Genomic DNA, 23,865 nt, shown 5'->3' on the forward strand with positions numbered 1-23,865 from the left:
TGTGGATTGTTTGTTGTCGGTATTTTTAATCTGCTTAGCTTTAGGAGCGGTTGTCGGTTTTATGGCCGGACTACTTGGTATTGGTGGTGGTTTGATTATGGTGCCGTCGCTACTTTATATTTTGCCATCAGCAGGTATTCATTCTGCTCAATTACCCCATATTGCGATAGCAACCTCACTGGCGGCAATTATTCTTACGTCGATTTCGTCAGCACGAGCACACCATTTACGCGGTAATGTTCCTTGGCCGTTACTTAAAACGATGCTGCCGGGGATCATGCTAGGGGCGTTAACCTCAGGTTTTATAGCGGAACAAATTTCTGCAACAACCCTACAGCAAGGTTTTGCGATATTTGTAGTGCTTATGTCGATTCAAATGGCCTATCCCTTTAAAACGGAATCTAATCGTCACTTACCCAGTGCGCCAGTGTTATTCGTGGTCGCTGCATTAGCCGCTATGATTGCCGGGCTGATGGGGATTGGCGGTGGCGTTTTGCTAGTACCATTTTTAATCTTCTTTGGGGTGAAGATGCGTTACGCCATTGGTTTTTCGGCTGCGACAGGTTTGCTAATCTCATTATCAGGCAGTTTAGGGTATATCATCGCGGGCTTTAATGCGCCAGAGCTACCTTATGGCACCTTAGGTTTTATCTATTTGCCCGCGTTATTGGGTTTAGTCATGACGTCAGTGCTAATGGCGCCAGTGGGGGTAAAAGTAGCGAGTACTTGGCCAACACCAGTGCTTAAAAAAGTATTCGCGCTATTACTTTTATGTGTTGGTTTTAAGTTAATTATGACCTAATTTTTGCCTCACCTTGAGGTGGTTAATGGATATCGTATGGCGCTAAGTTTTCCCAATATTGATCCTGTGATCATATCCTTTGGACCGTTTAATCTTTTTGGACAAACTTTTGAGCCAGCGCTGCGCTGGTATGGTTTTACCTATTTAGTTGGCTTTGTGGCGGCGATGTGGTTACTTAACCGCCAAGCAGATCGCTCACAGGGATTATGGACACGAGAGCAAGTTTCTGATCTGCTATTTTATGGTTTTCTTGGGGTGATATTAGGTGGACGTATCGGTTACGTGCTTTTTTATCATTTCGATTATTTTCTGGCTAGCCCGATGTATTTGCTTAAAATATCTGAAGGAGGCATGTCGTTTCATGGTGGGTTGATAGGCGTAATTACCGCCATGATTTATATCGCGTGGCAACAAAAACGACCATTTTTTGCTGTTGCAGATATGGTGGCGCCCGTGGTGCCTATCGGTTTAGGGGCAGGGCGTATTGGTAACTTTATCAATGGCGAGCTCTGGGGGCGCACCACTGATATGCCTTGGGGCATGGTATTTCCAAGCGGTGGATTAGATGCTCGTCATCCTTCGCAGTTATATCAATTTTCCCTTGAAGGTGTGGCGCTATTTCTACTGCTTTATTGGTTTAGTAAACGCACAAATAAAGTGGGTGCGGTGTCGGGGATGTTTTTAGTCGGTTACGGTGTTTTCCGTATAGTGGTTGAAACGGTAAGACAACCTGATGCGCAGCTTGGACTCTATTGGGGATTTATAACCATGGGGCAGATACTCTCAGTACCTATGGTGTTAATCGGTATATATTTGATTTTTCGTAAGCAGGATAAGCAGTAATGAAACAGTATATAGACTTAATGAAGCACATTTTGGCCGAAGGTGTCGATAAATCAGATCGCACGGGCACAGGAACTCGCTCAGTATTTGGCTATCAAATGCGCTTTGATTTGAGCAAAGGCTTCCCTTTGGTGAGTACCAAAAAATGCCATATGCGTTCTATTATTCATGAGTTGCTGTGGTTCCTAAAAGGCGAAACTAATATTGCCTATCTACGTGAGAATAAAGTCCGTATTTGGGATGAATGGGCCGATGAAAATGGCGATTTAGGCCCTGTCTATGGTGCCCAATGGCGCAGCTGGCCAACGCAAAGTGGCGATGCTATCGATCAGATTTCACAAGTGATTGCACAGATAAAAGCTCAACCTGATTCTCGTCGTCTTATAGTTTCTGCATGGAATGTGGGTGAGTTAGATAAAATGGCCTTGGCACCATGCCATGCATTTTTTCAGTTTTATGTGGCTGACGGTAAGTTATCTTGTCAACTTTACCAACGTAGCTGCGATGTATTTTTAGGTTTACCTTTTAACATTGCCAGTTACGCTTTACTTACTATGATGGTTGCCCAGCAATGCAATTTGGCTTTAGGTGATTTTGTGTGGACAGGTGGCGACACTCATCTGTATTCCAACCATATGGAACAAACTGCATTGCAACTTAGCCGAGAACCTAAGCCACTGCCAACGATGACAATTCGACGTTTACCTGAATCAATTTTTGATTATCAATTCGATGATTTTGAACTGACAAACTACAATCCCCATCCCCATATCAAAGCGCCTGTCGCCGTATAACGTCTTATTTGCCAACAAACACCTCGGAATAACCGAGGTGTTTCGTCGAAAATCACGATTTTATTTGTTATTATTATTCGTCTACACTCAATTTATTATGATTTTTAGGAGTGTACGATGGAAAAAGCTATAAGAAATTTTTTGAGTCAAGAGTCCGCTGGCGGCATCTTGTTACTCGTTGCTGTTGCCTTAGCCATGTTGATGGCCAATTCTCCGCTAGCTTCGCTTTATCAAGGTTTTCTTAGCACTGACGTGCAAATCAAAATTGGCGTGCTTGATATTCATAAGCCCCTCCTTTTGTGGATCAATGACGGTCTAATGGCCATATTTTTTCTATTGATCGGTCTTGAAGTTAAGCGTGAGTTACTCGAAGGCGCTTTATCGAGTGTCGCTCAAGCATCTCTACCTACTTTCGCGGCAATTGGCGGCATGATAGTCCCTGCCGGAGTCTATTTGCTGTTTAACTATGGCGATCCTGTCACGCAAGCGGGATGGGCGATTCCTGCTGCCACGGATATCGCGTTTGCTTTGGGGATCATGGCATTACTGGGTAGCCGTGTTCCTGTGTCTCTAAAAGTCTTCTTGTTAGCGCTGGCGATTATTGACGATTTGGGTGTCATCGTGATTATCGCTTTGTTCTATAGCAGCGATCTTTCGACCATCAGCTTAGTGATTGCCAGTTTAGCGATAGTTGGGTTAGTTGGATTAAACCGAAAAGGTGTCACCTCACTTTTACCCTATGGAATTTTAGGGTTAATCCTTTGGGTTGCTGTACTAAAGTCAGGCGTTCACGCCACACTTGCTGGCGTTATTATTGCGTTTTGTATCCCAATGCGAGCCAAAGATGGTAGCTCACCTGCAGAAGGTTTAGAGCATAGTTTGCACCCATGGAGCACATTTTTAATCTTACCCGTGTTCGCCTTTGCTAATGCTGGTGTGTATTTAGGTAACATGAACTTAGAGACGTTAATCTCGCCTGTGCCCGTTGGCATTGCATTGGGCCTCATGCTGGGTAAGCCCATTGGTGTCATGTTGTTTAGTTTCGTTGCGGTGAAGCTTAAGTTAGCTCAATTACCCGATGGTGTAGGTTGGAAGCAAATAGCGCCAGTCGCAGCCATGTGCGGTATTGGTTTTACGATGTCGATGTTTATCGCATCACTCGCTTTTGAGCGTGCGGATCCTATGTATGGCGATTTAGCCCGTCTTGGTACCTTAGTTGGCTCTATGGTGGCGGCATTAGTTGGTTATTTCTGGTTATCAAAAGTATTACCCCAAAAAGGAGTATGATTATGATCAATATGAAATTTATGACAATGGCGACACTTTTATGTCTCTCTTCAACAGTGAGTGCCTCGCAGATATTAGCTTGTAACAAAGATGTCAGTTCTGCAACGTGTCAAAGCTATCTTGAAGGGATCGTCGATGGAGCTTTGATGTTTAAGTCTGATGCATTAGGGGCACGATTAGAGACCAATGGCTATGAATCAAGGGCACTTAAATATCGTGGTGGTAAACGTTTCCAAGAGGCTAATCGAGTCTATTGTGCCGACCGTATTCCCAACCGTGATGCTTTAGTATCGGGTGTGACCGAAGCGGTGAGCTTAGGGACTGCTGCAGATTTAGAGCAATTGCAAGGCATAGTGACAAATTTACTCGACTGCCAACGGTTACAATAACGCGGTAAACCCTTTAATGTCTTAGCTATTAGGGCAATGATAAGTAATGGATCAGCATGCATTTTAATTACAACCATTTGTATTATTTTTGGATGATTAAGAAAAAGGGTTCGGTCACTAAGGCAGCTGAAGCACTATGCTTAACGCCACAAACTGTCACCGGTCAAATTCGCGCTTTAGAGGATAGATTGGGCGGGAGTTTATTCAAACGGGTAGGTCGCTCATTAGAGGCCACTGAGCTGGGAGAGCTGGTGTTTCGTTATGCTGATAAAATGTTTAGTCTTAGTTACGAAATGCTCGATTTGCTTAATTATCAAAAAGCGGATGCGATGCTTTTTGAGGTGGGTATTGCTGATGCCTTGTCTAAGGCATTAGTTAGTCGAGTTTTGCTATCAGTGGTCCCTAATGATAGCTCTATACATTTGGCTTGCTATGAAGCGACCCATGAGAGCTTAATGGCGCGTTTACGTGAGCATAAATTAGATATGATTCTCTCTGATTGTGCGGGTGAATCATTGAAATACCCTGAAATTTTGTCTAAAAAATTAGGGGAGTGCGGTGTGAGTTTTTTTTCTGCTGACACTTACAGTGCTGATTTTCCTGCTTGTTTAGAACAAGGTCAATTACTAATCCCCAGTCGCAGAACTTCACTCGGGCAGCAGTTATATCGCTGGTTTGATGAACAAAATCTTAAGGTGAGCATTTTAGGGGAGTTTGACGATGCGGCAATGATGAAAGCTTTTGGTTATCTTAAGCGCGGCATTTTTGTCACTCCATCGATTTACCGCCAAGAGGTTACTTCCCACGGTATGCATTTACTTGGTGAAACTGTCGATGTGAAAGAAGAATATCATGTGATGTTTGCCGAACGAATGATCCAACATCCGGCGGTAAAACGCTTGTTAGATACTGATTTTAGCGATCTCTTTGCTGGGCTCGATACGCAACTGCAACAATGTTGATTTAATCATTCAGTCACAAAGGGATGATCGACACTTTAGCCTGTGAACTGGTAGACTAATGCCAAATTTGTGTTGGGAGAAATACCTTGGAATTAATGAACATAGCAAGGGTTCGCTGGGCATGTCGACGCGGAATGTTGGAATTAGACGTTTTGTTTCAACCATTCGTTGAAAACTTTTATCAAGAAATGTCCGATGAAGACAAAACCGCGTTTATTCGTTTACTAGAATGTGAAGATCCTGAGTTATTTGCTTGGTTTATGGGCCATGAAGTGTGTCCTGATGCTGAATTGGCCCGCATAGTCGTTAAAGTCCGTGGCAGACCAGCACCCTAGTTTTAGTGTAAAAGCCTCCCTCGACCAACGACTCTCGTTGGTCGTTTTTGTTTGTGTCTGTTCTAGCGCTTTTCTACTCTGGACGCAAAGCGGTAATATTGTGTTATCTCTCTTTAAATACCTGTGTATCTTACTGCTGATACTATTTCTGATATTACAAATGTGGCGACTGCAGCATTGGCATTTAGAGTTTGTACTGAATAATAAAGGCGAGGGACGTTTATCTACAGGGGAGCATTTTAAAGTGCTAAAGCGAACTTGGGTCACCCCTTTTGTTTGCTTGATTTACATCGATGTGGATACGCAAATACGTTTGTTAATGGTTTGGGCAGATATGGTCAATGATGCGCAGTATCGGCATTTATGCCGTCTGTTACTAAGAGCTAAAATACAACAGACTAAACCTTCTTCCGAGATTTAGTCTGTTTATTATCAAGCCAGAGTCACAATCTTACTTTTCAGGTTGTAAAATGGTGGGCTGAGGAGAGTCTAATTTTTCGGGATGATCAATATTAAAATGCAGTCCACGGCTTTCTTTTCTATCCATAGCACAGCGAATAATTAACTCCGCGACTTGCACTAAGTTACGTAATTCGAGCAAGTTATTACTGACTCTGAAGTTACTATAATACTCTTGGATTTCTTGCTGCAACATCATACAGCGTCGCAGCGCGCGCTCTAGGCGTTTATCTGAACGCACAATACCGACATAATCCCACATAAATAGCCGTAGTTCATGCCAGTTATGGGCAATAACGACTTCTTCATCTGAGTTAGATACTTGGCTTTCATCCCATACGGGGATGTGCCCCGGCATTTTAATTTTATTCAGTTGGCTCTCAATATCTTGCGACGCGGCGCGGGCAAACACCAAACACTCAAGTAATGAGTTACTTGCAAGGCGATTCGCACCATGCAGACCTGTATAGGCGACTTCACCAATGGCATAGAGACCATTAAGATCCGTTTGACCGTGCATATCTGTCATCACGCCACCGCAGGTATAGTGCGCAGCAGGAACGACAGGAATTGGATCTGTAGTGATATCAATGCCCAGTTCTAAGCAACGGCTATAGATGGTCGGGAAATGCTTCTTCACAAAATCAGCATCTTTATGACTGATATCAAGATACACACAATCGGCACCAAGACGTTTCATCTCATAATCAATGGCACGGGCAACGATATCTCGCGGAGCCAGTTCGCCACGTTCATCAAAGTCTGGCATAAAACGACTACCATCTGGACGACGCAAGTAAGCACCTTCACCGCGTAGTGCTTCAGTGAGTAAAAAATTACGGGCATCGGCATGGTACAAACACGTGGGATGAAATTGATTAAACTCCATATTAGCGACGCGAGAACCAGCACGCCACGCCATAGCAATACCATCACCACTGGCCACATCGGGGTTTGAAGTGTATTGGTATACTTTAGAGCTGCCTCCTGATGCTAGCGCAACAAACTTCGCCTTGATTGTTTCGACGTGTTCTTCATCTCGGTTCCACACATAAGCGCCTAACACTCGATTACCTGGGCGATTCAATTTACGGGTGGTAATCAGATCGATGGCGTTATAGCGTTCTAAAACTTGAATGTTGGGGTGTAACAGTACGCGTGCTTGAAGCGTGGTTTGGACTTCTTTACCTGTGGCATCTGCAGCGTGTAAAATACGCCTATGGCTATGGCCGCCTTCACGGGTTAAATGATAAGGTGCGTCTTTTTCATTGCCGTCTGTGGTTTCTTCTTTGTCGAAGGCAACACCACATTCAATAAGCCACTGCATGGCACTTTTAGCATTTTCGGCGGTAAAGGTAACAACATCTTTATCGCATAATCCTGCCCCTGCAATAAGCGTATCAGCAACATGGGATTCAATAGTGTCACTTTCGTCGAAAACGGAGGCAATTCCGCCCTGGGCGTAGTAAGTTGATCCTTCCGAGAGTGGGCCTTTTGAAAGCAGAATAACTTTTGCTTTTTCAGCAAGATGCAAAGCTAGTGTCAGACCTGCGGCACCGCTACCTATGACTAATATGTCAGATTGGTGTTCAACTACTTGTTTCATCGGGTATCATGATGTGATTGACGAGTACCAACTATGGTAAACCAACTCTCGGATTATGGGTACTTTCCTTTTTACCTTACTTTATTTATACAATTTTAGAACTTTTTCAAAGTACGCGAGTCTACATAAGTGAATATGATTCGAGCGACTGAGAAATCAGCCTTTTAGATTTAGGAGAAGTCGGCTCGGATGAGTGGACAATTAAGTGATCAACAATTAGTTGAGCGCGTACAACAAGGTGATAAAAACGCTTTTAACCTGTTAGTGCTTAAATATCAAAGTAAAGTCATTAGTTTGATTTCTCGTTATGTACGGAATCAAGCAGACGTTGCTGATGTAGCGCAGGAAGCGTTTATCAAAGCTTATCGAGCTTTGCCAAACTTTCGCGGTGAAAGTGCATTTTATACTTGGTTGTACCGCATCGCAGTAAACACTGCGAAGAATTATCTCGTATCACAGGGGCGTAGAACGCCTGCTAATGACGTTGATGTAGAAGATGCCGAATATTATGAAGGCAGTGATGCGCTGAAGGAGTTTGCCTCCCCAGAGCGATTAATGTTATCGGATGAAATCAAAAAGGTGATTTTCGATACATTAGAGACGTTGCCAGAAGAATTGCGTATGGCTATCTCGTTGCGTGAACTTGATGGTATGAGTTACGAAGATATCGCTATCGTCATGGAATGTCCCGTAGGTACAGTAAGATCGCGTATCTTCCGTGCTCGTGAGGCAATAGATAAAAAGCTTCAGCCCTTGCTGGAAGAATGACATCCTTATATTTAGACAGGTGAAAAATGGATAAATTAGGTCAAGAATGGGTATCTGCTACCGTCGATGGAGAGACTGATGCGCAGACCATGGCAGAGTTAGCTGCCGATACACATTCACATGATAAATGGCATAACTATCATATGATAGGTGATGCAATGCGAGGCGAATTGCCTCAGAATATTATGTTAGATCTGTCTGCTAGTATTGCCGCTGCCATCGAACTTGAGCCCGCAATTGTTGCGCCCAAGAGTCGTGCGTCAGCTGCACCACAAATTGCCGCTAATAGCGAACAAAGCCGCGTTGTGCCTTTGTTCAAACAATTTGGTCAATATGCTATCGCAGCAACCGTTGCCATGTTTGCGATTGTGGGTGTGCAAAATTACAATCAAACTGCTGATGATGCCGCATCGCCGTCTCCAGTATTAATAACCCGACCTCTGATAGGTAGCGCGTCTCCAGTGAGTTTGCAAACGGGATCAGTACAACAGAACCAAGGTCATAGTAGCGATCAGGTGAACGAACAGCGGCACCGGATTAATACTTATATTCAGGACCATATGTTGCAACAACGATTGAACACGGGTGCGGTTGTTGAGGATAATAACGACGTTGTACCTGTTCCTAATTAATAATGAGGAGTTAGCTTGCGTCTAATCCTGTTGGCTTTATTAGCCTTGGTCTTCCCTGCGATGGCGCAAGAAGACATGGCAGCCAAGGTCTGGCTCGATAAAATGAGTCAGGCTTTAAAAGAAAAAGAATTTAAAGCATCTATTATTCAACTTCAGGCCGATCATATTCGGCCTTTGGTTTATCTGCACGGTAAGGTTAATAATCAAGAGGTTGCCTTTCTTGAATATCTTAACGGGCCGCCTAAAAATGCGGTTCGTGTTGGTAATCGAGTCACGTTTATAGAGCACGATGAGCCAGCTTACAGCATTGTTTCTGATCATATTCAAGGTGTTTGGCCTGCCGCTTTTTCTGCCAAAATGGCTGATTTAGAAGTCGGTTATCAATTTGTATTGGGTGGTCGAAGCCGCATTGCTGGCCGTCCAGGTCAAATGATCCGCCTCTTGCCAAATGATGAGTTTCGTTATGGCTTTCAGGTTTGGGTCGATATGGAAACCTATTTGCCACTCAGATATGACATGCTGACTCAAGATAAGCAATTACTTGAGCAAATCATGGTAATTGAACTTATCGAACTCAGTGAGCCTCCGGCTATTTTACTCGAGGCCTATAAGCAAGAATGGCCAGCAGTGATAGATCAAGCCGAGCGTCAAGATGGCCAAAACTGGCAATTTTCTTGGCTTCCTGCAGGTTTTACCGTGGTCGTACGTGATCACCATAGACTGATTGGCAGCCAGGAAACAGTGGAATATATTGCACTGACCGATGGACTGGCAAATATTTCAGTTTATGTAGCGAGGGCTGGGACCCGCAAATTACCTGAAGAACTGATAACCCGTAACGGTTTATCGTTAGTATCAGAAAACGTAGGTAATGCCGAAGTGGTTGCAGTAGGAAAAGTGCCTACCGAAACCTTGGCACGTATTGCTAAAAGTCTGACGCTAAAATAGGACAAAGATTATGATGGAAGAAGTGGCTAGGGTCGTCGCCAGCGATAATCAAGGTTGGTTGACGGTTGAAGTTGAACTTAAAAGCACTTGTAAGAGTTGTTCTAGCAGTGAGTCTTGCGGAACCTCTGCCATTGCACAGGCTTTTTCTTCAAAAACTCAGCAATTCTCTATCCAAAGTGAACGCCGCTGCGAGGCTGGCGAACTGCTCAAACTGGGGCTTCCTGAGAGTGTAATTCTAAAAGCAGCGGCATTAATTTACTTAATGCCGCTGTTAGGTTTGTTTATTGGTGCGGCGTTAGGACAGTATTTAGGCCAGCTATTTGAGTTTAATTCTAACCTTGGTGCTATGGGTTTTGCGGTGCTAGGAGCTTTATTGGCGTGGACTTTGGGTAAACAACAAGCTAAACGTTTAGAAGAAGATGCTCAGCCTGTGATTTTGGCTTATTTAGGTATGAGTCTTAATTTACGAGAATTAGCTCAATAATTTCAATGTGTTATTTTTTATTAAATAACAGTTAACTGCGGTTTTGGGCGTGGTTTTATCCTAGTGCCCTAAGTAAGAGTGAATGTGATTGGTATTGAAACCGCAATCAGGTACAATTTCGCTCCTTTAAACCGTATCCATTTTCAGTATTAGTCATTGCAGCATAATGAAACAAATTAGAAACTTCTCAATTATTGCCCATATCGACCATGGTAAATCGACGCTATCAGATCGTCTTATTCAGGTTTGTGGCGGGTTAACCGACCGTGAAATGGATACTCAAGTTTTAGATTCTATGGATCTAGAACGTGAGCGTGGTATTACGATTAAGGCACAAAGTGTCACTTTGGATTACAAAGCCAAAGATGGCCTCGTCTATCAACTTAACTTTATTGATACCCCTGGTCATGTTGACTTCTCCTATGAGGTCTCGCGCTCATTAGCAGCCTGTGAAGGCGCTTTACTGGTGGTTGATGCGGGTCAGGGCGTTGAAGCTCAGACACTGGCAAACTGTTATACCGCTCTGGATATGAATCTGGATGTGGTACCCATTTTAAACAAAATTGACTTACCTCAAGCCGATCCTGAACGTGTTGCTGCCGAGATTGAAGATATCGTCGGTATTGATGCGATGGATGCTGTGCGTTGTTCAGCTAAAACGGGTGTCGGTATCGACGAAGTTTTAGAAGTCATTGTTGCTAAAATTCCTCCGCCAGAAGGCGATCCTGACTCACCATTGCAAGCCCTGATCATCGATTCTTGGTTTGATAACTACTTAGGTGTTGTGTCTTTAGTGCGGATTAAACACGGTAGCCTGAAAAAAGGCGACAAGTTTAAGGTGATGTCGACAGGGCAAAACCACACAGCAGATCGCGTGGGTATTTTTACACCAAAACAAACCGATAAAACCGAGCTTAAAACCGGTGAAGTAGGTTTTGTTATTGCGGGTCTTAAGGAAATTCACGGCGCGCCAGTGGGCGATACTTTGACGTTAGCTAAAAATGGTGCTGAAAAACCGTTACCTGGCTTTAAGAAAGTTAAACCGCAGGTATACGCTGGCGTATTCCCTATTTCTACCGATGAATATGAAAACTTCCGTGATGCGCTGAATAAGCTCAGTTTAAACGATGCTTCATTATTCTTTGAACCCGAAAGTTCATCGGCACTGGGTTTTGGTTTCCGGATTGGCTATTTAGGCCTACTCCATATGGAAATCGTGCAAGAGCGTTTAGAGCGTGAATACAACCTAGAGTTGATCACCACAGCGCCAACCGTAGTGTACGAAGTGGTGATGACCAGTGGTGAGACAATTTACGTCGATAACCCGTCTGATTTACCAGCGCTTAATAATATTGAAGAAATGCGTGAGCCGATTGTTGAGGCCAACATTTTAGTGCCAAAAGAATACTTAGGTAACGTGATTACCCTCTGTATTGAAAAGCGCGGCACACAAGTCAATATGGTATACCACGGTAATCAAGTGGCTGTGACATATCATCTGCCGATGGCGGAAGTGGTCATGGACTTCTTTGACCGTTTAAAATCGACTAGCCGTGGTTATGCATCACTCGAATATAACTTTATTCGTTTTGAACCTGCTGACATGGTGCGTTTAGATATTCTGATTAACGGCGATAGAGTCGATGCTTTAGCTATGGTTATCCATAGATCAAATATTCGTCATCGCGGCTTAGCCTTAGTGGATAAGATGAAAGAACTGATTCCACGTCAGATGTTTGATATTGCGATTCAAGCGGCGGTGGGCAGTCAAGTTATTGCTCGTTCAACCGTTAAAGCGCTACGTAAAGATGTAACGGCTAAATGTTATGGCGGCGACGTTTCTCGTAAGAAAAAACTCTTAAATAAACAAAAAGAGGGTAAGAAACGTATGAAGCAAGTCGGTAACGTTGAGGTGCCGCAAGAGGCATTCTTAGCGGTACTTAAGCTAAACGAGTAATCGTTAGCATAAGAACGTGACAATTTAGTTGACTATTGCGCCGCTGTTTGCGGCGCTTTAGTTAGGTTATCGTGTTGATTTATGCCTTTGGATTTATCAAGGACAAGTGCGGTAAGTTAACTAAAGTTTGATATTCGCTGAGTTAGGATAGGTTAATTATTTTTAAAGCAGGAGTTCAATAATCAATGGCAGCGTATTTTTCAATTATTCTAGTAATCATCACCCTGTTCTCAGGGATTATTTGGTTAGTCGATGTGCTCTTTTTTGCCCCAAAGCGTCGTGAAAGTTTAGCGTTAGCAAAAGCTTCTCAAGCCAATTTGACTGAAGAAGCTGAGTACCAAATCATTCGTGAATCGACCATTGTCGAAACGGCACATTCTATTTTCCCTGTGATTGCGTTCGTACTGATCCTACGTTCATTCATTTATGAACCATTTCAAATTCCATCGGGCTCTATGATGCCAACCCTGCTTGTGGGTGACTTTATTCTGGTGGAAAAATTTAGTTATGGTCTTAAAGATCCGGTATGGCGTAATAAACTGATCGAAACGGGCGAGCCTAAACGTGGCGACGTGATCGTGTTTAAATATCCTGAAAATCCTACCATTGACTACATTAAACGTGTCGTAGGTTTACCTGGTGATAGAATTATTTATCGTAACAAACAGTTGATGATTCAAAGTGCCTGCGGTGTTGAGCAAACCGATTGTCCTGAACCACAGGTTATCGCCCGTACTGAAGTCAACCGTGGTGAGTACAACCAAGATGGCGTGCCATTACTGCGTTATACCGAGCAGTTAGGCGAGGTTACCCACGATATTTTGATCAACCCGGGTCGTCCCGATATGTTGGCCTATTTTAAGCGTGAAGGTAATTTACCCGCGGGTGAGTTTTTAGTGCCTGAAGGGCATTACTTTGCCATGGGTGATAACCGTGATAACAGTACTGACAGCCGTTTCTGGGGATTTGTACCCGAAGAAAACCTTGTTGGTAAAGCAGTAGCGATTTGGATTAGTTTTGAATTTGATCGTTCAAAGGCCGACTTTATCCCTAGTTGGGTACCAAGCGGTGTACGTTTTGAGCGTGTAGGTGGAATTAAATAGCATGGAACCGATTAAAAATTTGCCACGTTTGTGTCGTACGTTAAGTTATGAGTTCAATAATATTGAGCTGTTGACGCAAGCGCTGACTCACAGAAGTGCGGCAAATAAACACAATGAGCGCTTAGAGTTTTTAGGCGATTCAATTTTATCTATCGTGATTTCTGATGCGCTATACCATCAGTTTCCGAAGGCGACCGAAGGCGATTTAAGCCGGATGCGCGCCACGTTAGTGCGCGGTGATATGTTAACTGTCATCGCTCAAGAATTTAAGCTCGGTGACTATTTATATTTGGGGCCTGGTGAACTAAAAAGTGGCGGTTTTAGACGCGAGTCAATTCTTGCTGATGCGGTCGAAGCCATTATTGGCGCGGTCTACCTTGATTCTAATCTTGAAATTTGCCGGGCATTATTATTGAAATGGTATGCTGAACGTTTGGCCGAAATCCAGCCGGGTATCAGCCAAAAAGATGCTAAAACGATACTGCAAGAGCATTTGCAAGGGTTTAAAAAGCCGTTACCTGACTACCAAGTCATCAACATCGAAGGCGATGCCCACGATCAGACATTTACCGTTGAATGTCGCATTGAAGATTTGAGTCAAAGCGTGATTGGTGTTGCCAGCTCACGCCGTAAAGCCGAGCAAATCGCGGCGGCTCAAGTATTGGAGTTACTAAAGAAATGATCAAAAAAACAGACTTGTCAGGTAAGGATGTTGCCAATATGGCCACTGAGCCGAGTTTAGATGAATTACTGGCAAGGATGAATGCGGCTGCGCCAACGCCGTCGGCCCAATATGATGTGACTTATTGCGGTATGGTGGCGATCATTGGTCGCCCTAATGTTGGTAAATCGACGTTAATTAACCGCTTGCTTGGACAGAAGGTGAGTATTACTTCTAAAAAGCCGCAAACGACGCGTCACCGTATCATGGGTATTCATACCGATGGTCCTAAGCAAATCGTGTTTATCGATACCCCAGGTTTGCACATTGAAGAGCAACGGGCGATTAACCGCCTGATGAACCGCGCCGCAGCCAGTTCGCTTGCCGATGTAGCAATGGTGATTTTTGTGGTCGACGGCATGACGTGGACTGCCGATGACGAGATGGTGCTGAGTAAATTACGCCGTGGCGGCGAAGAGCGTCAGACGATTCTGGCAATCAACAAAGTCGACAATATCAAAGATAAAGAATCACTATTCCCGTATTTGGAAGAAGTGGCTAAAAAATATCCGTTCGACGAGATTTTACCCATTTCTGCCAGTAAAGGCACCAACGTCCAGCGAATTTTGGAGCTGGCGGCGGCATCAATTCCTGAAGGACCATTCTTCTTCCCTGAGGATTATGTTACCGATCGCTCGCAGCGTTTTATGGCGTCGGAAATTGTGCGTGAAAAACTGATGCGTTTCCTCGGTGATGAATTGCCCTACGATGCTACGGTTGAAATTGAACAGTTTAAGATGATGGAGAACGGTGTTTATCAAATTAATGCCTTGATCCTTGTCGAGCGCGAAGGCCAAAAACGTATGGTAATTGGTAGCAAAGGCGAGCGTATTCGTACTATTGCAACCCAAGCGCGCTTAGACATGGAAACCATGTTTGATAATAAAGTTTTCCTCGAAGTGTGGGTGAAAGTGAAATCGGGTTGGGCTGATGATGAACGTGCCCTACGTAGCTTAGGTTACGGCGAAGATTAAATTTTAATTCCTGCGAGCGCTTACCGATGAAACGTGGTTATGTTCTGCATCATCGTCCATATCGAGAGTCCGGTGTGTTAGTTAACCTTTTAGTTGACGGCATTGGACGAGTTGATGTGGTTGCCCGAACGGGCAGCGGTAAGCGTTCAATTAAGAGTATTCTCCAGCCTTTCCAGCCGCTGATTTTTGAATTTAGCGGCAGATCTGAATTAAAAACCTTAACCCAAGTTGAAGCCGCAGCACCCGCTGTGCCGCTTACAGGCCATAGTTTATTTGCTGGCATGTATATCAATGAGTTACTGGTGCGTACTTTGTCTGTACAGCACAATGCCGAAGCATTATTCCTCATTTATCATCAGGCTTTAGTTGGTTTAGCAACTAGATTTTGCCAATCCCAATTGCGCTACATTGAACTGGCCTTACTGCAAGAACTGGGTGCTATGCCCTCACTTGGCCGTGATACGCAAGGTGAGCCGCTGAACCCTGAAGATTACTATCAATTAGTGCCCGAGTTAGGTTTTCAATTTGTACTTAACTCCCGTGCCCGCAATGCCTACCAGGGGGCTATGCTCTTGGCTTTAAGTGATAATCAGCTTAATGATGAGCAGTTTTTAACTGCAAAGTTATTGATGCGGTCTTTATTAAAGCCATTACTCGGGGCTAAACCTTTACTCAGTCGACAATTGTTTATCAACTCTGCCACGCCGACTAAAATTGATGCGAATAATTCGCCTTAGCGCCTGTTTTTTAGCGCGAGCCTAAGTACAATAGGCCGCAATATCAGCGTTAATAATTAAGGAGTTCCCGATGAGCCGTATCCTATTGGGCGTGAATATCGACCATATTGCGACCCTGCGCCAAGCCCGTGGCACTAACTATCCTGATCCAGTGCATGCCGCTGCGGTAGCTGAACACGCTGGCGCCGATGGCATAACGATTCATTTACGTGAAGATCGACGCCACATCATCGATCGTGATGTATATCTACTCGCAAAAACATTAAAAACTCGCATGAATTTTGAATGTGCGGTAACCGAAGAAATGCTCAATATCGCCTGTGAAATTAAGCCAACTTATGTCTGTTTAGTGCCAGAAAAACGCCAAGAAGTGACTACTGAAGGCGGCTTAGATGTGGCAGGGCAATTGGATAAAATCACCGCAGCAGTAAGGCGTTTAGCCGTAGAAGGTATTCAAGTCTCGTTATTTATTGATGCCGATAAAAGCCAAATTGATGCAGCGGTTGCATCAGGGGCTCCGCTTATCGAAATCCACACGGGTTGCTATGCCGATGCTAAAACGCAAGCACAAGAAGCCACTGAGTTAGCGCGTATTAGCGAAATGGCAAAATATGCCCATGGCAAAGGTTTAGTCGTTAACGCAGGTCATGGCCTGCATTATCACAACGTCAAGCCTATTGCGGCAATTCCTGAGTTATACGAGCTCAATATTGGCCATGCGATTGTCGCACGTGCTGCCATTGACGGTTTAGCGACAGCAGTGAAAGACATGAAAATGTTAATGCTTGAAGGGCGCCGAGGCGAATAATGGCGATTGTTGGTTTAGGTACCGATATCGTTGAAATTGAGCGGATAGAGGCGCATGTGGCGCGCGCAGGCGACAAGCTCGCTAAACGTGTGCTGACCGAGGCTGAGTTGGCCATTTATACTGCCCATAGTCAGCCAAGTCGCTATCTTGCCAAGCGTTTTGCTGCAAAAGAGGCCGCAGCCAAAGCGCTCGGCACCGGTATTGGTCGCGGTGTGTCGTTTCAGCATATTCACATTGGCAATAATGATGATGGTGCGCCGATGATTCATTTTACTGATGGGGCTTTAGCGCGTTTGCAACAACTTAATGCAGTGATCGGGCATATCTCTATTGCAGATGAAAAGTCTTACGCAATAGCAACAGTCATCATCGAATCCCAATAGGTAAATATCTGTATTTATTCATTATATGAGGGAGCCTTCGGGTTCCTTTTTTATTTGCCAGAGAGTTTTTATCATAGCGCATAACAATTTATACACTTTTACTGTTCACTCCAGTTATTTTACGTTAGCTTGGTGCTTCAATATATCCTTATTGGATGCTGATAATAGCAGCTGTAAATTTAAAGGGGCCCGAAATGAAATCCGCCGTAGAGCAGTTATCAACCTACAAAAGTGTGCATCTAAATCAGCGTAATATTCAAACGCATTTTATTGGTATCCCACTGATTATTTGGTCTGCTTTCCTGTTGCTGGCCACTGTACGTATTCCATTGGGGGGGATTGGTGAAACCAGCTTAGCAGTTATCGTGGGCGTATTTGTGTTAGCTTATTATGTTCGTTTACACCTAAGGCTCTCAATAGGGCTCATTTTATTTATGATCCCAGTACTAATGACTACGCAGTGGGCTGCGCATATTGCCGGCGCGACTTGGCTGGCCCTAGGGGTGTTTGTGATGGGCTGGGCGTTGCAGTTAATTGGTCATCAATATGAAAAAGCCAAACCTGCTTTTGTGGATGATTTAAATCAGCTATTAATTGGGCCATTTTTTTTGATGGCAGAAGTCTATTTTATGCTGGGCTTAGAAAAAGCACTGAAAACGCAAATAACGCCGATGGCAATTGAAAAACGCCGTGCGCTTGAGGCTCAAAAACTTAGATAGCAGTGAGTGTATTGCTGGATATTGTTTCAATTGAAATAGACATCATCGGCTGGGCTGTATGTATAACAATGTTGCTTGGCCGATTCTGTCATTGAGGGTTAAGTTCTCGGTGGATAATAAAACTGCGGCATAATACGCACGGTTTTTATCATATTCTCTGCCACATCGACTATCTCTAAAGGATAGCCAGCCAAACGTAAACTGGTATTGACTGAAGGGATTTCTTCTAAATATTCCAGAATAAGACCATTGAGGGTTTTAGGGCCATCGGTTGGGAAATTCCACTTCATCTCTTTATTTAAATCGCGGATAGTTATGCCCGCGTCGACGAGATAGCTACCATCTTGTTGTACCTGAATATCGTCACTCGGGCTGTTAACATTGAGGTGGTGAAGTCACCAACAATCTCTTCAAGAATATCTTCAAGTGTGACTAAACCTTGAATATCACCATACTCATCGACAACTAAGCCGATACGTTCTTTATTTTGTTGGAAGTTAGCCAGCTGTACGTTAAGTGGCGTGCCTTCAAGGATGAAATAGAGCTCTTTTACTGCCCGCAGTAAAGACGACTTACTAAATTGCTTTTTAGACTGTAGGCGCAGCGCATCGCGTAAATGAATAAAGCCCACCGCATCGTCGATGGTGTCGCGATAAATTAGCACGCGGGTATGTGGACTTTGAATGACCTGACGGTTGATATATTTAAACTCATCATTCATGTTAATTGCGTAAATATCAGAGCGCGGCACCATAATATCTTCAACAGTGACTTTTTCTAAATCTAAGATTGATAACAGCATTTCTTGGTGGCGTTGGGGGATGAGCGCGCCAGCTTCATGCACTACGGTGCGTAATTCTTCTTGGCTTAATGCATCGCTACTGTTTACCGTTTTTATCCCCAACAGCCGTAAAATAGCTGTGGTTATCAAGTTAACACCTGAAACAACGTAGGCGAAAACCGTTGAAAGTATGATAAGTAATATACTAGAAGGGAAGGCAATACGTTCAGGATTGAGAGCTGCAATAGTCTTTGGCGTAACCTCAGCAAAAACGAGCACAACTAAGGTGAGTACACCAGTGGCAATAGCCACACCTAAGTCACCCCAAAGGCGCATACCAATGATAGTCGCAATGGCAGAGGCTGAAATGTTGACTAAGTTATTACCGATCAAAATTAAGCCAATTAAACGGTCAGGACGCTCAAGCAGTTTTAAAGCCCGAATCGCTCCCTTGTGGCCGTTATTGGCTAAGTGGCGTAAACGATAGCGATTGAGAGTCATCATTGCGGTTTCTGAGCCTGAAAAATAGGCTGAGAATAGGATAAGCACTAATAAAATGATCAGGAGTGCGCTTGTCGATATAGCGTCCAAAAAAGGCTCCAATATGGCCAGTAAACTTAATTAAATACCGACATTTAAAAAAAGTGTCAAGTCGGCGGCAGGATTAACTGCCTTTGCCGACTTAAATGTTTAGCTGAGGATTAACTCTTTGACAATACGTGCGCCAAAATAGGCAAGCGAAAGTAAGCCTGCGCCAGTTAGCGTGTAAATGACCGCTGTCTTTATCTTACAACCTACCCAATATTGCTGCCACAACATAGTTATATAAACAAACCATGCCATTATAGATAAAATTGCCTTGTGACCTTTGCCATCGGCGAACATGTCGTCGAGGAAAATAAATCCGGTAGCAAGTGACAAACTGAGCAGAATAACGCCGATAATCACCAAATGATAAAGTTGTTTCTCAACCGTCATAAGTGGTGGGATACCAGGGCTCAGCATAAATTGTTTTTTCTTCAGTTTATTTTGGATCATCGCCAATTGTATCGCATATAGCGCTGCAATCATTAGGGCACTGTAAGCCATGAGCGATAACACTACATGGGCTAATACTTCAGGGTAAAGTTCAAAATGAATAATAAACTTAGGTGGTAACAGCCAGAGTAAGGCAACTGAGAGTACCGAACAGGCATAAACGACGGGTACGACTACAATCACTTTTAACCTAAACATCAATATGGTAAAGGTGAAAGCGATAATCCAGTTTACTAAGGAAATCACATTCGTCAGGCTAAAGTTTTGACCATCAGTGGTGAAAATCACTTGTGAGAGTGCAGCTGCATGTAATATCACTGCAATAGCCGCAAAGCTTGCGACAGCGCGGCGATTTGGCCCTTCTGGATGAAATAATCGACTCGTCACTAATACCAATGCAATGCAGTAAAAAAACATGGCTGAGGCAGAAAAGATGACCATGGGTAATTAACCTATTTGTGTAGTTAAAGGTGCCTTAAAAACGGGGCATACAGATCAATATTTTCCCTAGAATAACATGAGCTGTTGGCAAATGGGCAGTGACATGAGTTGCAAAATTTAGCAGATTCTTATTGTTATGCATAAATAATGTGTCATCAGCGATAAAACATGACACAAAGCAAGTAAAACACTTAAGTACAATCAAGTAAGCACCATCAAGATGAGTGCAGTAGTAGCATAATGTGCATGCATCGTTATAATATCATCTATCAATAGAGACTCTTTAAAGGTATAGAACGGGACGATGTTTGAGAACCTAACCGACAGACTGTCACGCACACTGAAAAATATCAGTGGCCGTGGTCGCTTAACTGAAGAAAACGTTAAGGAAACTCTGCGCGAAGTGCGTATGGCACTGCTGGAGGCCGATGTTGCCCTACCTGTAGTACGCGAATTCGTTAATAACGTAAAAGAACGTGCTGTTGGCCAAGAAGTCTCTAAAAGCTTAAGCCCTGGTCAAGCCTTTATTAAGATCGTTCAAAACGAGCTTGAAAAGTCTATGGGCGAGGCGAATGAAGCTTTAGATTTAGCGACTCAGCCGCCTGCCGTAATTATGATGGCAGGCCTGCAAGGCGCAGGTAAAACCACCAGTGTGGCAAAACTGGGTAAGTTTTTACGCGAGCGTCATAAAAAATCAGTATTAGTTGTCAGCGCCGACGTTTATCGTCCTGCGGCGATTAAACAGCTTGAAACCTTAGCGCAAGAAGTCGCTGTGGAGTTTTTTCCATCGGACGTCAGCCAAAAGCCCGTTGATATCGCTAAGGCAGCTATTGCCCACGCTAAATTAAAGTTCATCGATGTGGTGATCCTCGATACCGCAGGTCGTTTGCATGTCGATGAAGCCATGATGGACGAAATCAAAGCGTTACATGCTGCGGTTAAGCCTATTGAAACCTTATTCGTTGTTGATGCGATGACAGGTCAAGATGCGGCGAATACGGCCAAAGCATTTAACGAAGCATTACCATTGACCGGGGTTATCTTAACCAAAGTCGACGGTGATGCGCGTGGTGGTGCAGCGTTATCGATTCGCCATATTACAGGTAAGCCGATTAAATTCCTCGGTGTGGGCGAAAAAACGGATGCGCTAGAACCGTTCCATCCGGATCGTATTGCTTCACGTATTCTCGGCATGGGTGATGTATTATCGCTTATCGAAGAAGTGGAGCGTGGCGTAGATAAAGAAAAGGCCATGAAGCTCGCTTCGAAAGTGAAGCAAGGTGGCAGTTTCGATTTAGAAGATTTCCGTGAACAGTTACAGCAAATGAAAAACATGGGCGGCATGATGAACATGCTGGAAAAACTGCCTGGCGTAGGTCAATTGCCCCCAGAGGCCTTAGCACAAATCCAAGATGGCAAAATGACCGGCCAAATGGAAGCCATGATCAATTCGATGACGTCTAAGGAACGTAAGAATCCTGACTTAATCAAAGGCTCACGCAAACGTCGTATTGCTGCGGGTTCTGGTACGCAAATCCAAGATGTAAACCGTTTGCTTAAGCAATTTACCCAAATGCAAAAAATGATGAAAAAAATGTCGGCTAAAGGCGGCATGCAAAAAATGATGCGCGGTATGCGTGGCATGATGCCACCAGGAATGAAGTTTCCTGGGCGTTAATCATACATTTCTGGTTGAATTTAATACGTTATCAGTCGGTAGGTTCTGATTGTGATGATGAGTGTACTAAGGTGGTAGGTTTAATAATCGCCATCTTAGGTTGCATTCGTTGGAAACTCAGGTAAAATCTTTCGGCTTTCTATCTGGAACTCTTCGCGAACACGGGGTTCCAGTTTTTATTTTTGCTTCAAGCAAATCATTAGAGGATTGAAAACGCATGGTTACCATTCGTTTAGCTCGTGGCGGCGCAAAAAAGCGTCCATTTTATAACATCGTTGTTGCTGATAGCCGTAACGCTCGTGACGGTCGTTTCATCGAACGTGTTGGTTTCTTCAACCCATTGGCCCGTGGCCAAGAAGAAACGTTACGTTTAGACCTAGCACGCGTTGAGCACTGGGTTTCTAACGGTGCAGCTGCTACAGAACGTGTAGCAAAATTGATTAAAGACGCTCGTAAAGCAACTGCTTAATAGCGTTAAGGTATAGATTGATGAGCAGTAACCAACAGCCAGTCGTACTGGGGAAATTAGGCTCCTGTCATGGCATTAAAGGTTGGCTGAAAATCACCGCCTATACCGATTCTGTTGAAGGTATCTTTGACTATTCGCCTTGGCTTATTAAAGAAAATGGTGAATGGCGCGAAATTAAGGTCACACAGTGGCGTCATCAAGGCAAGGCTTTAGTGGCTTTACTTGACGGCGTAGAAACACGGGAGCAAGCGCAAATACTCACTAATTGTGAGATTGCGATTTTGCCGGAACAGATGAATGACTTGCCAGTAGATGAATTTTATTGGCGCGATCTCATCGGTTGCGAAGTGGTCAATACAACAGGTTATAACATGGGTGTCGTCGATCAGATCGTGGAAACAGGATCAAACGATGTACTACTTGTTAAAGCCAACGCTAAAGATAGTTTCGGCAAAGTGGAACGTATGATCCCCTTTGTCCCTGAGCAGTTCATCAAAACGGTGGATCTGCAAGGTAAACAGATTTTAGTGGATTGGGATCCTGACTTCTAAGTCGAGGTACAACAGATGTGGTTAGGGGTAATAACCCTGTTCCCAGAGATGTTCCGTGCCGTGACAGACTTTGGAGTTACGGGTCGAGCCGTGAAAAACGGCCTGCTTGAGTTGCACACGTGGAATCCTCGTGATTTCACCCATGATAGACATAATACGGTAGATGATCGACCTTACGGCGGTGGTCCCGGAATGTTAATGATGGTGCAACCTTTGCGTGATGCCATCCGTGCGGCGAAAGCTGCAGCGGGTGAAGGTGCGAAGGTGATTTACTTGTCACCTCAGGGACGCAAGTTGGATCAGCAAGGCGTCACTGAGTTGGCTCAATCATCGCGTTTGATTTTGGTGTGTGGTCGATACGAAGGTATTGATGAGCGTATCATTCAAACGGAAGTGGATGAAGAATGGTCGATTGGGGATTACGTGCTTTCGGGCGGCGAATTACCAGCGATGACTCTGATAGATTCAGTATCGCGATTGGTTCCTGGCGTGCTAGGAAAACAAGCTTCGGCGGAGCAAGATTCTTTCTCCGACGGTTTACTGGATTGTCCACATTACACTCGCCCTGAAAGCCTTGATGGCCTTGACGTACCGGCAGTGCTGCTAAGTGGCAACCACGAACAAATTAGACTCTGGCGTTTACAGCAAAGCCTTGGTAGGACTTTACTGAGACGGCCAGAATTATTGCAAAATCTAGCTCTGACTGACGAACAAACGACTCAATTAGCGCAGTTCGTTGAAGCAATGAACAAGCATGCTTAGTCGTAGCTCAGTTAATTCTAGAACGGAGTAAGTTATGAACAACATCATTAAAATGCTCAACGATGAGCAAATGAAACAAGACGTACCTGCGTTTGGTGCTGGTGATACAGTAGTAGTTCAGGTTCGTGTTAAAGAAGGTGAAAAAGAGCGTTTACAGGCTTTCGAAGGCGTGGTAATTGCTAAGCGTAACCGTGGTCTGCACTCTGCATTCACAGTACGTAAAATCTCTAATGGCGAAGGTGTTGAGCGTGCTTTCCAAACGCACAGCCCACTGATCGCTAGCATTGAAGTTAAGCGTCGTGGCCGCGTTCGTCGTGCCAAACTGTACTATCTACGTGAGCGTTCAGGTAAATCTGCACGTATCCGTGAGAAGCTGGGAACTAAGTAATAGTTACCGCTACAGAAAAAAAGACGTAGTGTTCGCACAGAAAACC

Annotated in this window: 27 protein-coding genes and 1 pseudogene; 25 read left to right on the forward strand and 3 right to left on the reverse strand. The window is 44.1% G+C overall.

All coding sequences use genetic code 11. The features are described 5' to 3' along the window. Nucleotide 1: 1 nt before the first annotated feature. The 8 genes from C9I43_RS02935 to C9I43_RS02970 all read left to right on the forward strand — a co-directional run bounded on the left by C9I43_RS02935 (nucleotide 2) and on the right by C9I43_RS02970 (nucleotide 5,833). Nucleotides 2-802 (forward strand): sulfite exporter TauE/SafE family protein, encoded by an 801-nt coding sequence (locus C9I43_RS02935; RefSeq protein WP_107882005.1) that lies wholly within the window; start codon nucleotides 2-4, stop codon nucleotides 800-802. A 36-nt stretch (nucleotides 803-838) separates the two neighbouring features. After that, nucleotides 839-1,645 (forward strand): prolipoprotein diacylglyceryl transferase, encoded by an 807-nt coding sequence (gene lgt / locus C9I43_RS02940; protein WP_107882007.1) that lies wholly within the window; start codon nucleotides 839-841, stop codon nucleotides 1,643-1,645. After that, on the forward strand, nucleotides 1,645-2,439 hold the full coding sequence (gene thyA / locus C9I43_RS02945; protein WP_076496949.1) for a thymidylate synthase: 795 nt from the start codon (nucleotides 1,645-1,647) through the stop codon (nucleotides 2,437-2,439). Before lgt ends, thyA begins: the two co-directional genes overlap by 1 nt. 117 nt (nucleotides 2,440-2,556) lie before the next feature. Further along, nucleotides 2,557-3,726 (forward strand): Na+/H+ antiporter NhaA, encoded by a 1,170-nt coding sequence (nhaA, locus tag C9I43_RS02950; RefSeq protein ID WP_076496948.1) that lies wholly within the window; start codon nucleotides 2,557-2,559, stop codon nucleotides 3,724-3,726. Nucleotides 3,727-3,728: 2 nt separating this feature from the next. After that, nucleotides 3,729-4,115 (forward strand): hypothetical protein, encoded by a 387-nt coding sequence (locus C9I43_RS02955; protein WP_076496947.1) that lies wholly within the window; start codon nucleotides 3,729-3,731, stop codon nucleotides 4,113-4,115. A 56-nt stretch (nucleotides 4,116-4,171) separates the two neighbouring features. Further along, a complete protein-coding gene (nhaR, locus tag C9I43_RS02960) occupies nucleotides 4,172-5,077 on the forward strand; it encodes a transcriptional activator NhaR (RefSeq protein WP_076496946.1) in 906 nt (301 codons plus the stop codon). An 86-nt stretch (nucleotides 5,078-5,163) separates the two neighbouring features. Then, nucleotides 5,164-5,412 (forward strand): FAD assembly factor SdhE, encoded by a 249-nt coding sequence (locus tag C9I43_RS02965; protein ID WP_107882010.1) that lies wholly within the window; start codon nucleotides 5,164-5,166, stop codon nucleotides 5,410-5,412. After that, the gene (locus C9I43_RS02970) at nucleotides 5,393-5,833 is read left to right on the forward strand and encodes a protein YgfX (RefSeq protein WP_107882012.1); all 441 of its coding nucleotides are present in this window, start codon (nucleotides 5,393-5,395) and stop codon (nucleotides 5,831-5,833) included. The genes C9I43_RS02965 and C9I43_RS02970 overlap by 20 nt, the downstream gene beginning before the upstream one ends. Before the next feature lie 30 nt (nucleotides 5,834-5,863). Here C9I43_RS02970 and nadB read toward each other — a convergent pair whose 3' ends face one another. After that, nucleotides 5,864-7,477 carry an L-aspartate oxidase gene (gene nadB, locus C9I43_RS02975; RefSeq protein ID WP_076496943.1) on the reverse strand — a complete coding sequence of 538 codons (1,614 nt, stop codon included), beginning with the start codon at nucleotides 7,475-7,477 and terminating at the stop codon, nucleotides 5,864-5,866. A 189-nt stretch (nucleotides 7,478-7,666) separates the two neighbouring features. Between nadB and rpoE the strand changes: the two genes are divergently transcribed. The 12 genes from rpoE to C9I43_RS03035 all read left to right on the forward strand — a co-directional run bounded on the left by rpoE (nucleotide 7,667) and on the right by C9I43_RS03035 (nucleotide 17,711). Next, the gene (gene rpoE / locus C9I43_RS02980) at nucleotides 7,667-8,245 is read left to right on the forward strand and encodes an RNA polymerase sigma factor RpoE (RefSeq protein ID WP_076496942.1); all 579 of its coding nucleotides are present in this window, start codon (nucleotides 7,667-7,669) and stop codon (nucleotides 8,243-8,245) included. A gap of 26 nt (nucleotides 8,246-8,271) precedes the next feature. Further along, nucleotides 8,272-8,877 carry a sigma-E factor negative regulatory protein gene (locus C9I43_RS02985; RefSeq protein ID WP_107882014.1) on the forward strand — a complete coding sequence of 202 codons (606 nt, stop codon included), beginning with the start codon at nucleotides 8,272-8,274 and terminating at the stop codon, nucleotides 8,875-8,877. Between the two features lie 15 nt (nucleotides 8,878-8,892). Next, a complete protein-coding gene (locus tag C9I43_RS02990; RefSeq protein WP_107882016.1) occupies nucleotides 8,893-9,825 on the forward strand; it encodes a MucB/RseB C-terminal domain-containing protein in 933 nt (310 codons plus the stop codon). Nucleotides 9,826-9,835: 10 nt separating this feature from the next. After that, nucleotides 9,836-10,309 (forward strand): SoxR reducing system RseC family protein, encoded by a 474-nt coding sequence (locus C9I43_RS02995; protein ID WP_076496939.1) that lies wholly within the window; start codon nucleotides 9,836-9,838, stop codon nucleotides 10,307-10,309. 166 nt (nucleotides 10,310-10,475) lie between these two features. Then, entirely contained in the window at nucleotides 10,476-12,266 is a 1,791-nt protein-coding gene (lepA, locus tag C9I43_RS03000; protein ID WP_107882018.1) for a translation elongation factor 4, read from the forward strand. A 185-nt stretch (nucleotides 12,267-12,451) separates the two neighbouring features. After that, entirely contained in the window at nucleotides 12,452-13,369 is a 918-nt protein-coding gene (lepB, locus tag C9I43_RS03005) for a signal peptidase I (RefSeq protein ID WP_076496937.1), read from the forward strand. 1 nt (nucleotide 13,370) lies between these two features. Beyond that, complete coding sequence (gene rnc, locus C9I43_RS03010) at nucleotides 13,371-14,051, forward strand: ribonuclease III (RefSeq protein WP_107882020.1); 681 nt, start codon at nucleotides 13,371-13,373, stop codon at nucleotides 14,049-14,051. Beyond that, complete coding sequence (gene era / locus C9I43_RS03015) at nucleotides 14,048-15,064, forward strand: GTPase Era (RefSeq protein ID WP_107882022.1); 1,017 nt, start codon at nucleotides 14,048-14,050, stop codon at nucleotides 15,062-15,064. Before rnc ends, era begins: the two co-directional genes overlap by 4 nt. 26 nt (nucleotides 15,065-15,090) lie before the next feature. Next, complete coding sequence (recO, locus tag C9I43_RS03020; protein WP_107882024.1) at nucleotides 15,091-15,801, forward strand: DNA repair protein RecO; 711 nt, start codon at nucleotides 15,091-15,093, stop codon at nucleotides 15,799-15,801. A gap of 70 nt (nucleotides 15,802-15,871) precedes the next feature. Further along, entirely contained in the window at nucleotides 15,872-16,609 is a 738-nt protein-coding gene (gene pdxJ / locus C9I43_RS03025) for a pyridoxine 5'-phosphate synthase (protein ID WP_107882026.1), read from the forward strand. Next, entirely contained in the window at nucleotides 16,609-16,992 is a 384-nt protein-coding gene (gene acpS / locus C9I43_RS03030; RefSeq protein ID WP_107882028.1) for a holo-ACP synthase, read from the forward strand. The genes pdxJ and acpS overlap by 1 nt, the downstream gene beginning before the upstream one ends. Before the next feature lie 194 nt (nucleotides 16,993-17,186). Further along, nucleotides 17,187-17,711 carry an Mpo1 family 2-hydroxy fatty acid dioxygenase gene (locus C9I43_RS03035; protein WP_107882030.1) on the forward strand — a complete coding sequence of 175 codons (525 nt, stop codon included), beginning with the start codon at nucleotides 17,187-17,189 and terminating at the stop codon, nucleotides 17,709-17,711. Nucleotides 17,712-17,809: 98 nt separating this feature from the next. Here C9I43_RS03035 and C9I43_RS03040 read toward each other — a convergent pair. Beyond that, a pseudogene (locus tag C9I43_RS03040) lies at nucleotides 17,810-19,083 on the reverse strand (HlyC/CorC family transporter). A 99-nt stretch (nucleotides 19,084-19,182) separates the two neighbouring features. Then, nucleotides 19,183-19,971: a cytochrome C assembly family protein gene (locus tag C9I43_RS03045; RefSeq protein ID WP_076496929.1), complete on the reverse strand. Its 789-nt coding sequence runs from the start codon at nucleotides 19,969-19,971 to the stop codon at nucleotides 19,183-19,185. A 304-nt stretch (nucleotides 19,972-20,275) separates the two neighbouring features. Between C9I43_RS03045 and ffh the strand changes: the two genes are divergently transcribed. From ffh to rplS, 5 genes are all read left to right on the forward strand, one after another. Then, complete coding sequence (ffh, locus tag C9I43_RS03050; RefSeq protein ID WP_076496928.1) at nucleotides 20,276-21,649, forward strand: signal recognition particle protein; 1,374 nt, start codon at nucleotides 20,276-20,278, stop codon at nucleotides 21,647-21,649. Nucleotides 21,650-21,866: 217 nt separating this feature from the next. Further along, a complete protein-coding gene (rpsP, locus tag C9I43_RS03055; RefSeq protein WP_006080788.1) occupies nucleotides 21,867-22,118 on the forward strand; it encodes a 30S ribosomal protein S16 in 252 nt (83 codons plus the stop codon). Between the two features lie 20 nt (nucleotides 22,119-22,138). Continuing rightward, complete coding sequence (rimM, locus tag C9I43_RS03060; protein WP_107882032.1) at nucleotides 22,139-22,669, forward strand: ribosome maturation factor RimM; 531 nt, start codon at nucleotides 22,139-22,141, stop codon at nucleotides 22,667-22,669. 15 nt (nucleotides 22,670-22,684) lie between these two features. Next, complete coding sequence (trmD, locus tag C9I43_RS03065) at nucleotides 22,685-23,431, forward strand: tRNA (guanosine(37)-N1)-methyltransferase TrmD (protein WP_107882034.1); 747 nt, start codon at nucleotides 22,685-22,687, stop codon at nucleotides 23,429-23,431. Between the two features lie 34 nt (nucleotides 23,432-23,465). Beyond that, nucleotides 23,466-23,819 carry a 50S ribosomal protein L19 gene (gene rplS, locus C9I43_RS03070; protein WP_076496925.1) on the forward strand — a complete coding sequence of 118 codons (354 nt, stop codon included), beginning with the start codon at nucleotides 23,466-23,468 and terminating at the stop codon, nucleotides 23,817-23,819. The last annotated feature ends 46 nt before the right edge of the window (nucleotides 23,820-23,865 follow it).

The organism is Shewanella morhuae (assembly GCF_003028295.1).
GTDB lineage: Bacteria > Pseudomonadota > Gammaproteobacteria > Enterobacterales > Shewanellaceae > Shewanella > Shewanella morhuae.

Bases quoted from the DNA above. Each gene is read 5' to 3' on its own strand.
- rnc (WP_107882020.1), top strand. From the start codon at position 13,371: ATGGAACCGATTAAAAATTTGCCACGTTTGTGTCGTACGTTAAGTTAT.
- ffh (WP_076496928.1), top strand. From the start codon at position 20,276: ATGTTTGAGAACCTAACCGACAGACTGTCACGCACACTGAAAAATATC.
- era (WP_107882022.1), top strand. From the start codon at position 14,048: ATGATCAAAAAAACAGACTTGTCAGGTAAGGATGTTGCCAATATGGCC.
- nhaA (WP_076496948.1), top strand. From the start codon at position 2,557: ATGGAAAAAGCTATAAGAAATTTTTTGAGTCAAGAGTCCGCTGGCGGC.
- lgt (WP_107882007.1), top strand. From the start codon at position 839: ATGGCGCTAAGTTTTCCCAATATTGATCCTGTGATCATATCCTTTGGA.
- rpsP (WP_006080788.1), top strand. From the start codon at position 21,867: ATGGTTACCATTCGTTTAGCTCGTGGCGGCGCAAAAAAGCGTCCATTT.
- C9I43_RS02955 (WP_076496947.1), top strand. From the start codon at position 3,729: ATGATCAATATGAAATTTATGACAATGGCGACACTTTTATGTCTCTCT.
- trmD (WP_107882034.1), top strand. From the start codon at position 22,685: ATGTGGTTAGGGGTAATAACCCTGTTCCCAGAGATGTTCCGTGCCGTG.
- lepA (WP_107882018.1), top strand. From the start codon at position 10,476: ATGAAACAAATTAGAAACTTCTCAATTATTGCCCATATCGACCATGGT.
- lepB (WP_076496937.1), top strand. From the start codon at position 12,452: ATGGCAGCGTATTTTTCAATTATTCTAGTAATCATCACCCTGTTCTCA.
- nhaR (WP_076496946.1), top strand. From the start codon at position 4,172: ATGCATTTTAATTACAACCATTTGTATTATTTTTGGATGATTAAGAAA.
- nadB (WP_076496943.1), bottom strand. From the start codon at position 7,477: ATGAAACAAGTAGTTGAACACCAATCTGACATATTAGTCATAGGTAGC.
- thyA (WP_076496949.1), top strand. From the start codon at position 1,645: ATGAAACAGTATATAGACTTAATGAAGCACATTTTGGCCGAAGGTGTC.
- rplS (WP_076496925.1), top strand. From the start codon at position 23,466: ATGAACAACATCATTAAAATGCTCAACGATGAGCAAATGAAACAAGAC.
- acpS (WP_107882028.1), top strand. From the start codon at position 16,609: ATGGCGATTGTTGGTTTAGGTACCGATATCGTTGAAATTGAGCGGATA.
- rpoE (WP_076496942.1), top strand. From the start codon at position 7,667: ATGAGTGGACAATTAAGTGATCAACAATTAGTTGAGCGCGTACAACAA.
- pdxJ (WP_107882026.1), top strand. From the start codon at position 15,872: ATGAGCCGTATCCTATTGGGCGTGAATATCGACCATATTGCGACCCTG.
- recO (WP_107882024.1), top strand. From the start codon at position 15,091: ATGAAACGTGGTTATGTTCTGCATCATCGTCCATATCGAGAGTCCGGT.
- C9I43_RS03035 (WP_107882030.1), top strand. From the start codon at position 17,187: ATGAAATCCGCCGTAGAGCAGTTATCAACCTACAAAAGTGTGCATCTA.
- C9I43_RS03045 (WP_076496929.1), bottom strand. From the start codon at position 19,971: ATGGTCATCTTTTCTGCCTCAGCCATGTTTTTTTACTGCATTGCATTG.
- C9I43_RS02985 (WP_107882014.1), top strand. From the start codon at position 8,272: ATGGATAAATTAGGTCAAGAATGGGTATCTGCTACCGTCGATGGAGAG.
- rimM (WP_107882032.1), top strand. From the start codon at position 22,139: ATGAGCAGTAACCAACAGCCAGTCGTACTGGGGAAATTAGGCTCCTGT.
- C9I43_RS02995 (WP_076496939.1), top strand. From the start codon at position 9,836: ATGATGGAAGAAGTGGCTAGGGTCGTCGCCAGCGATAATCAAGGTTGG.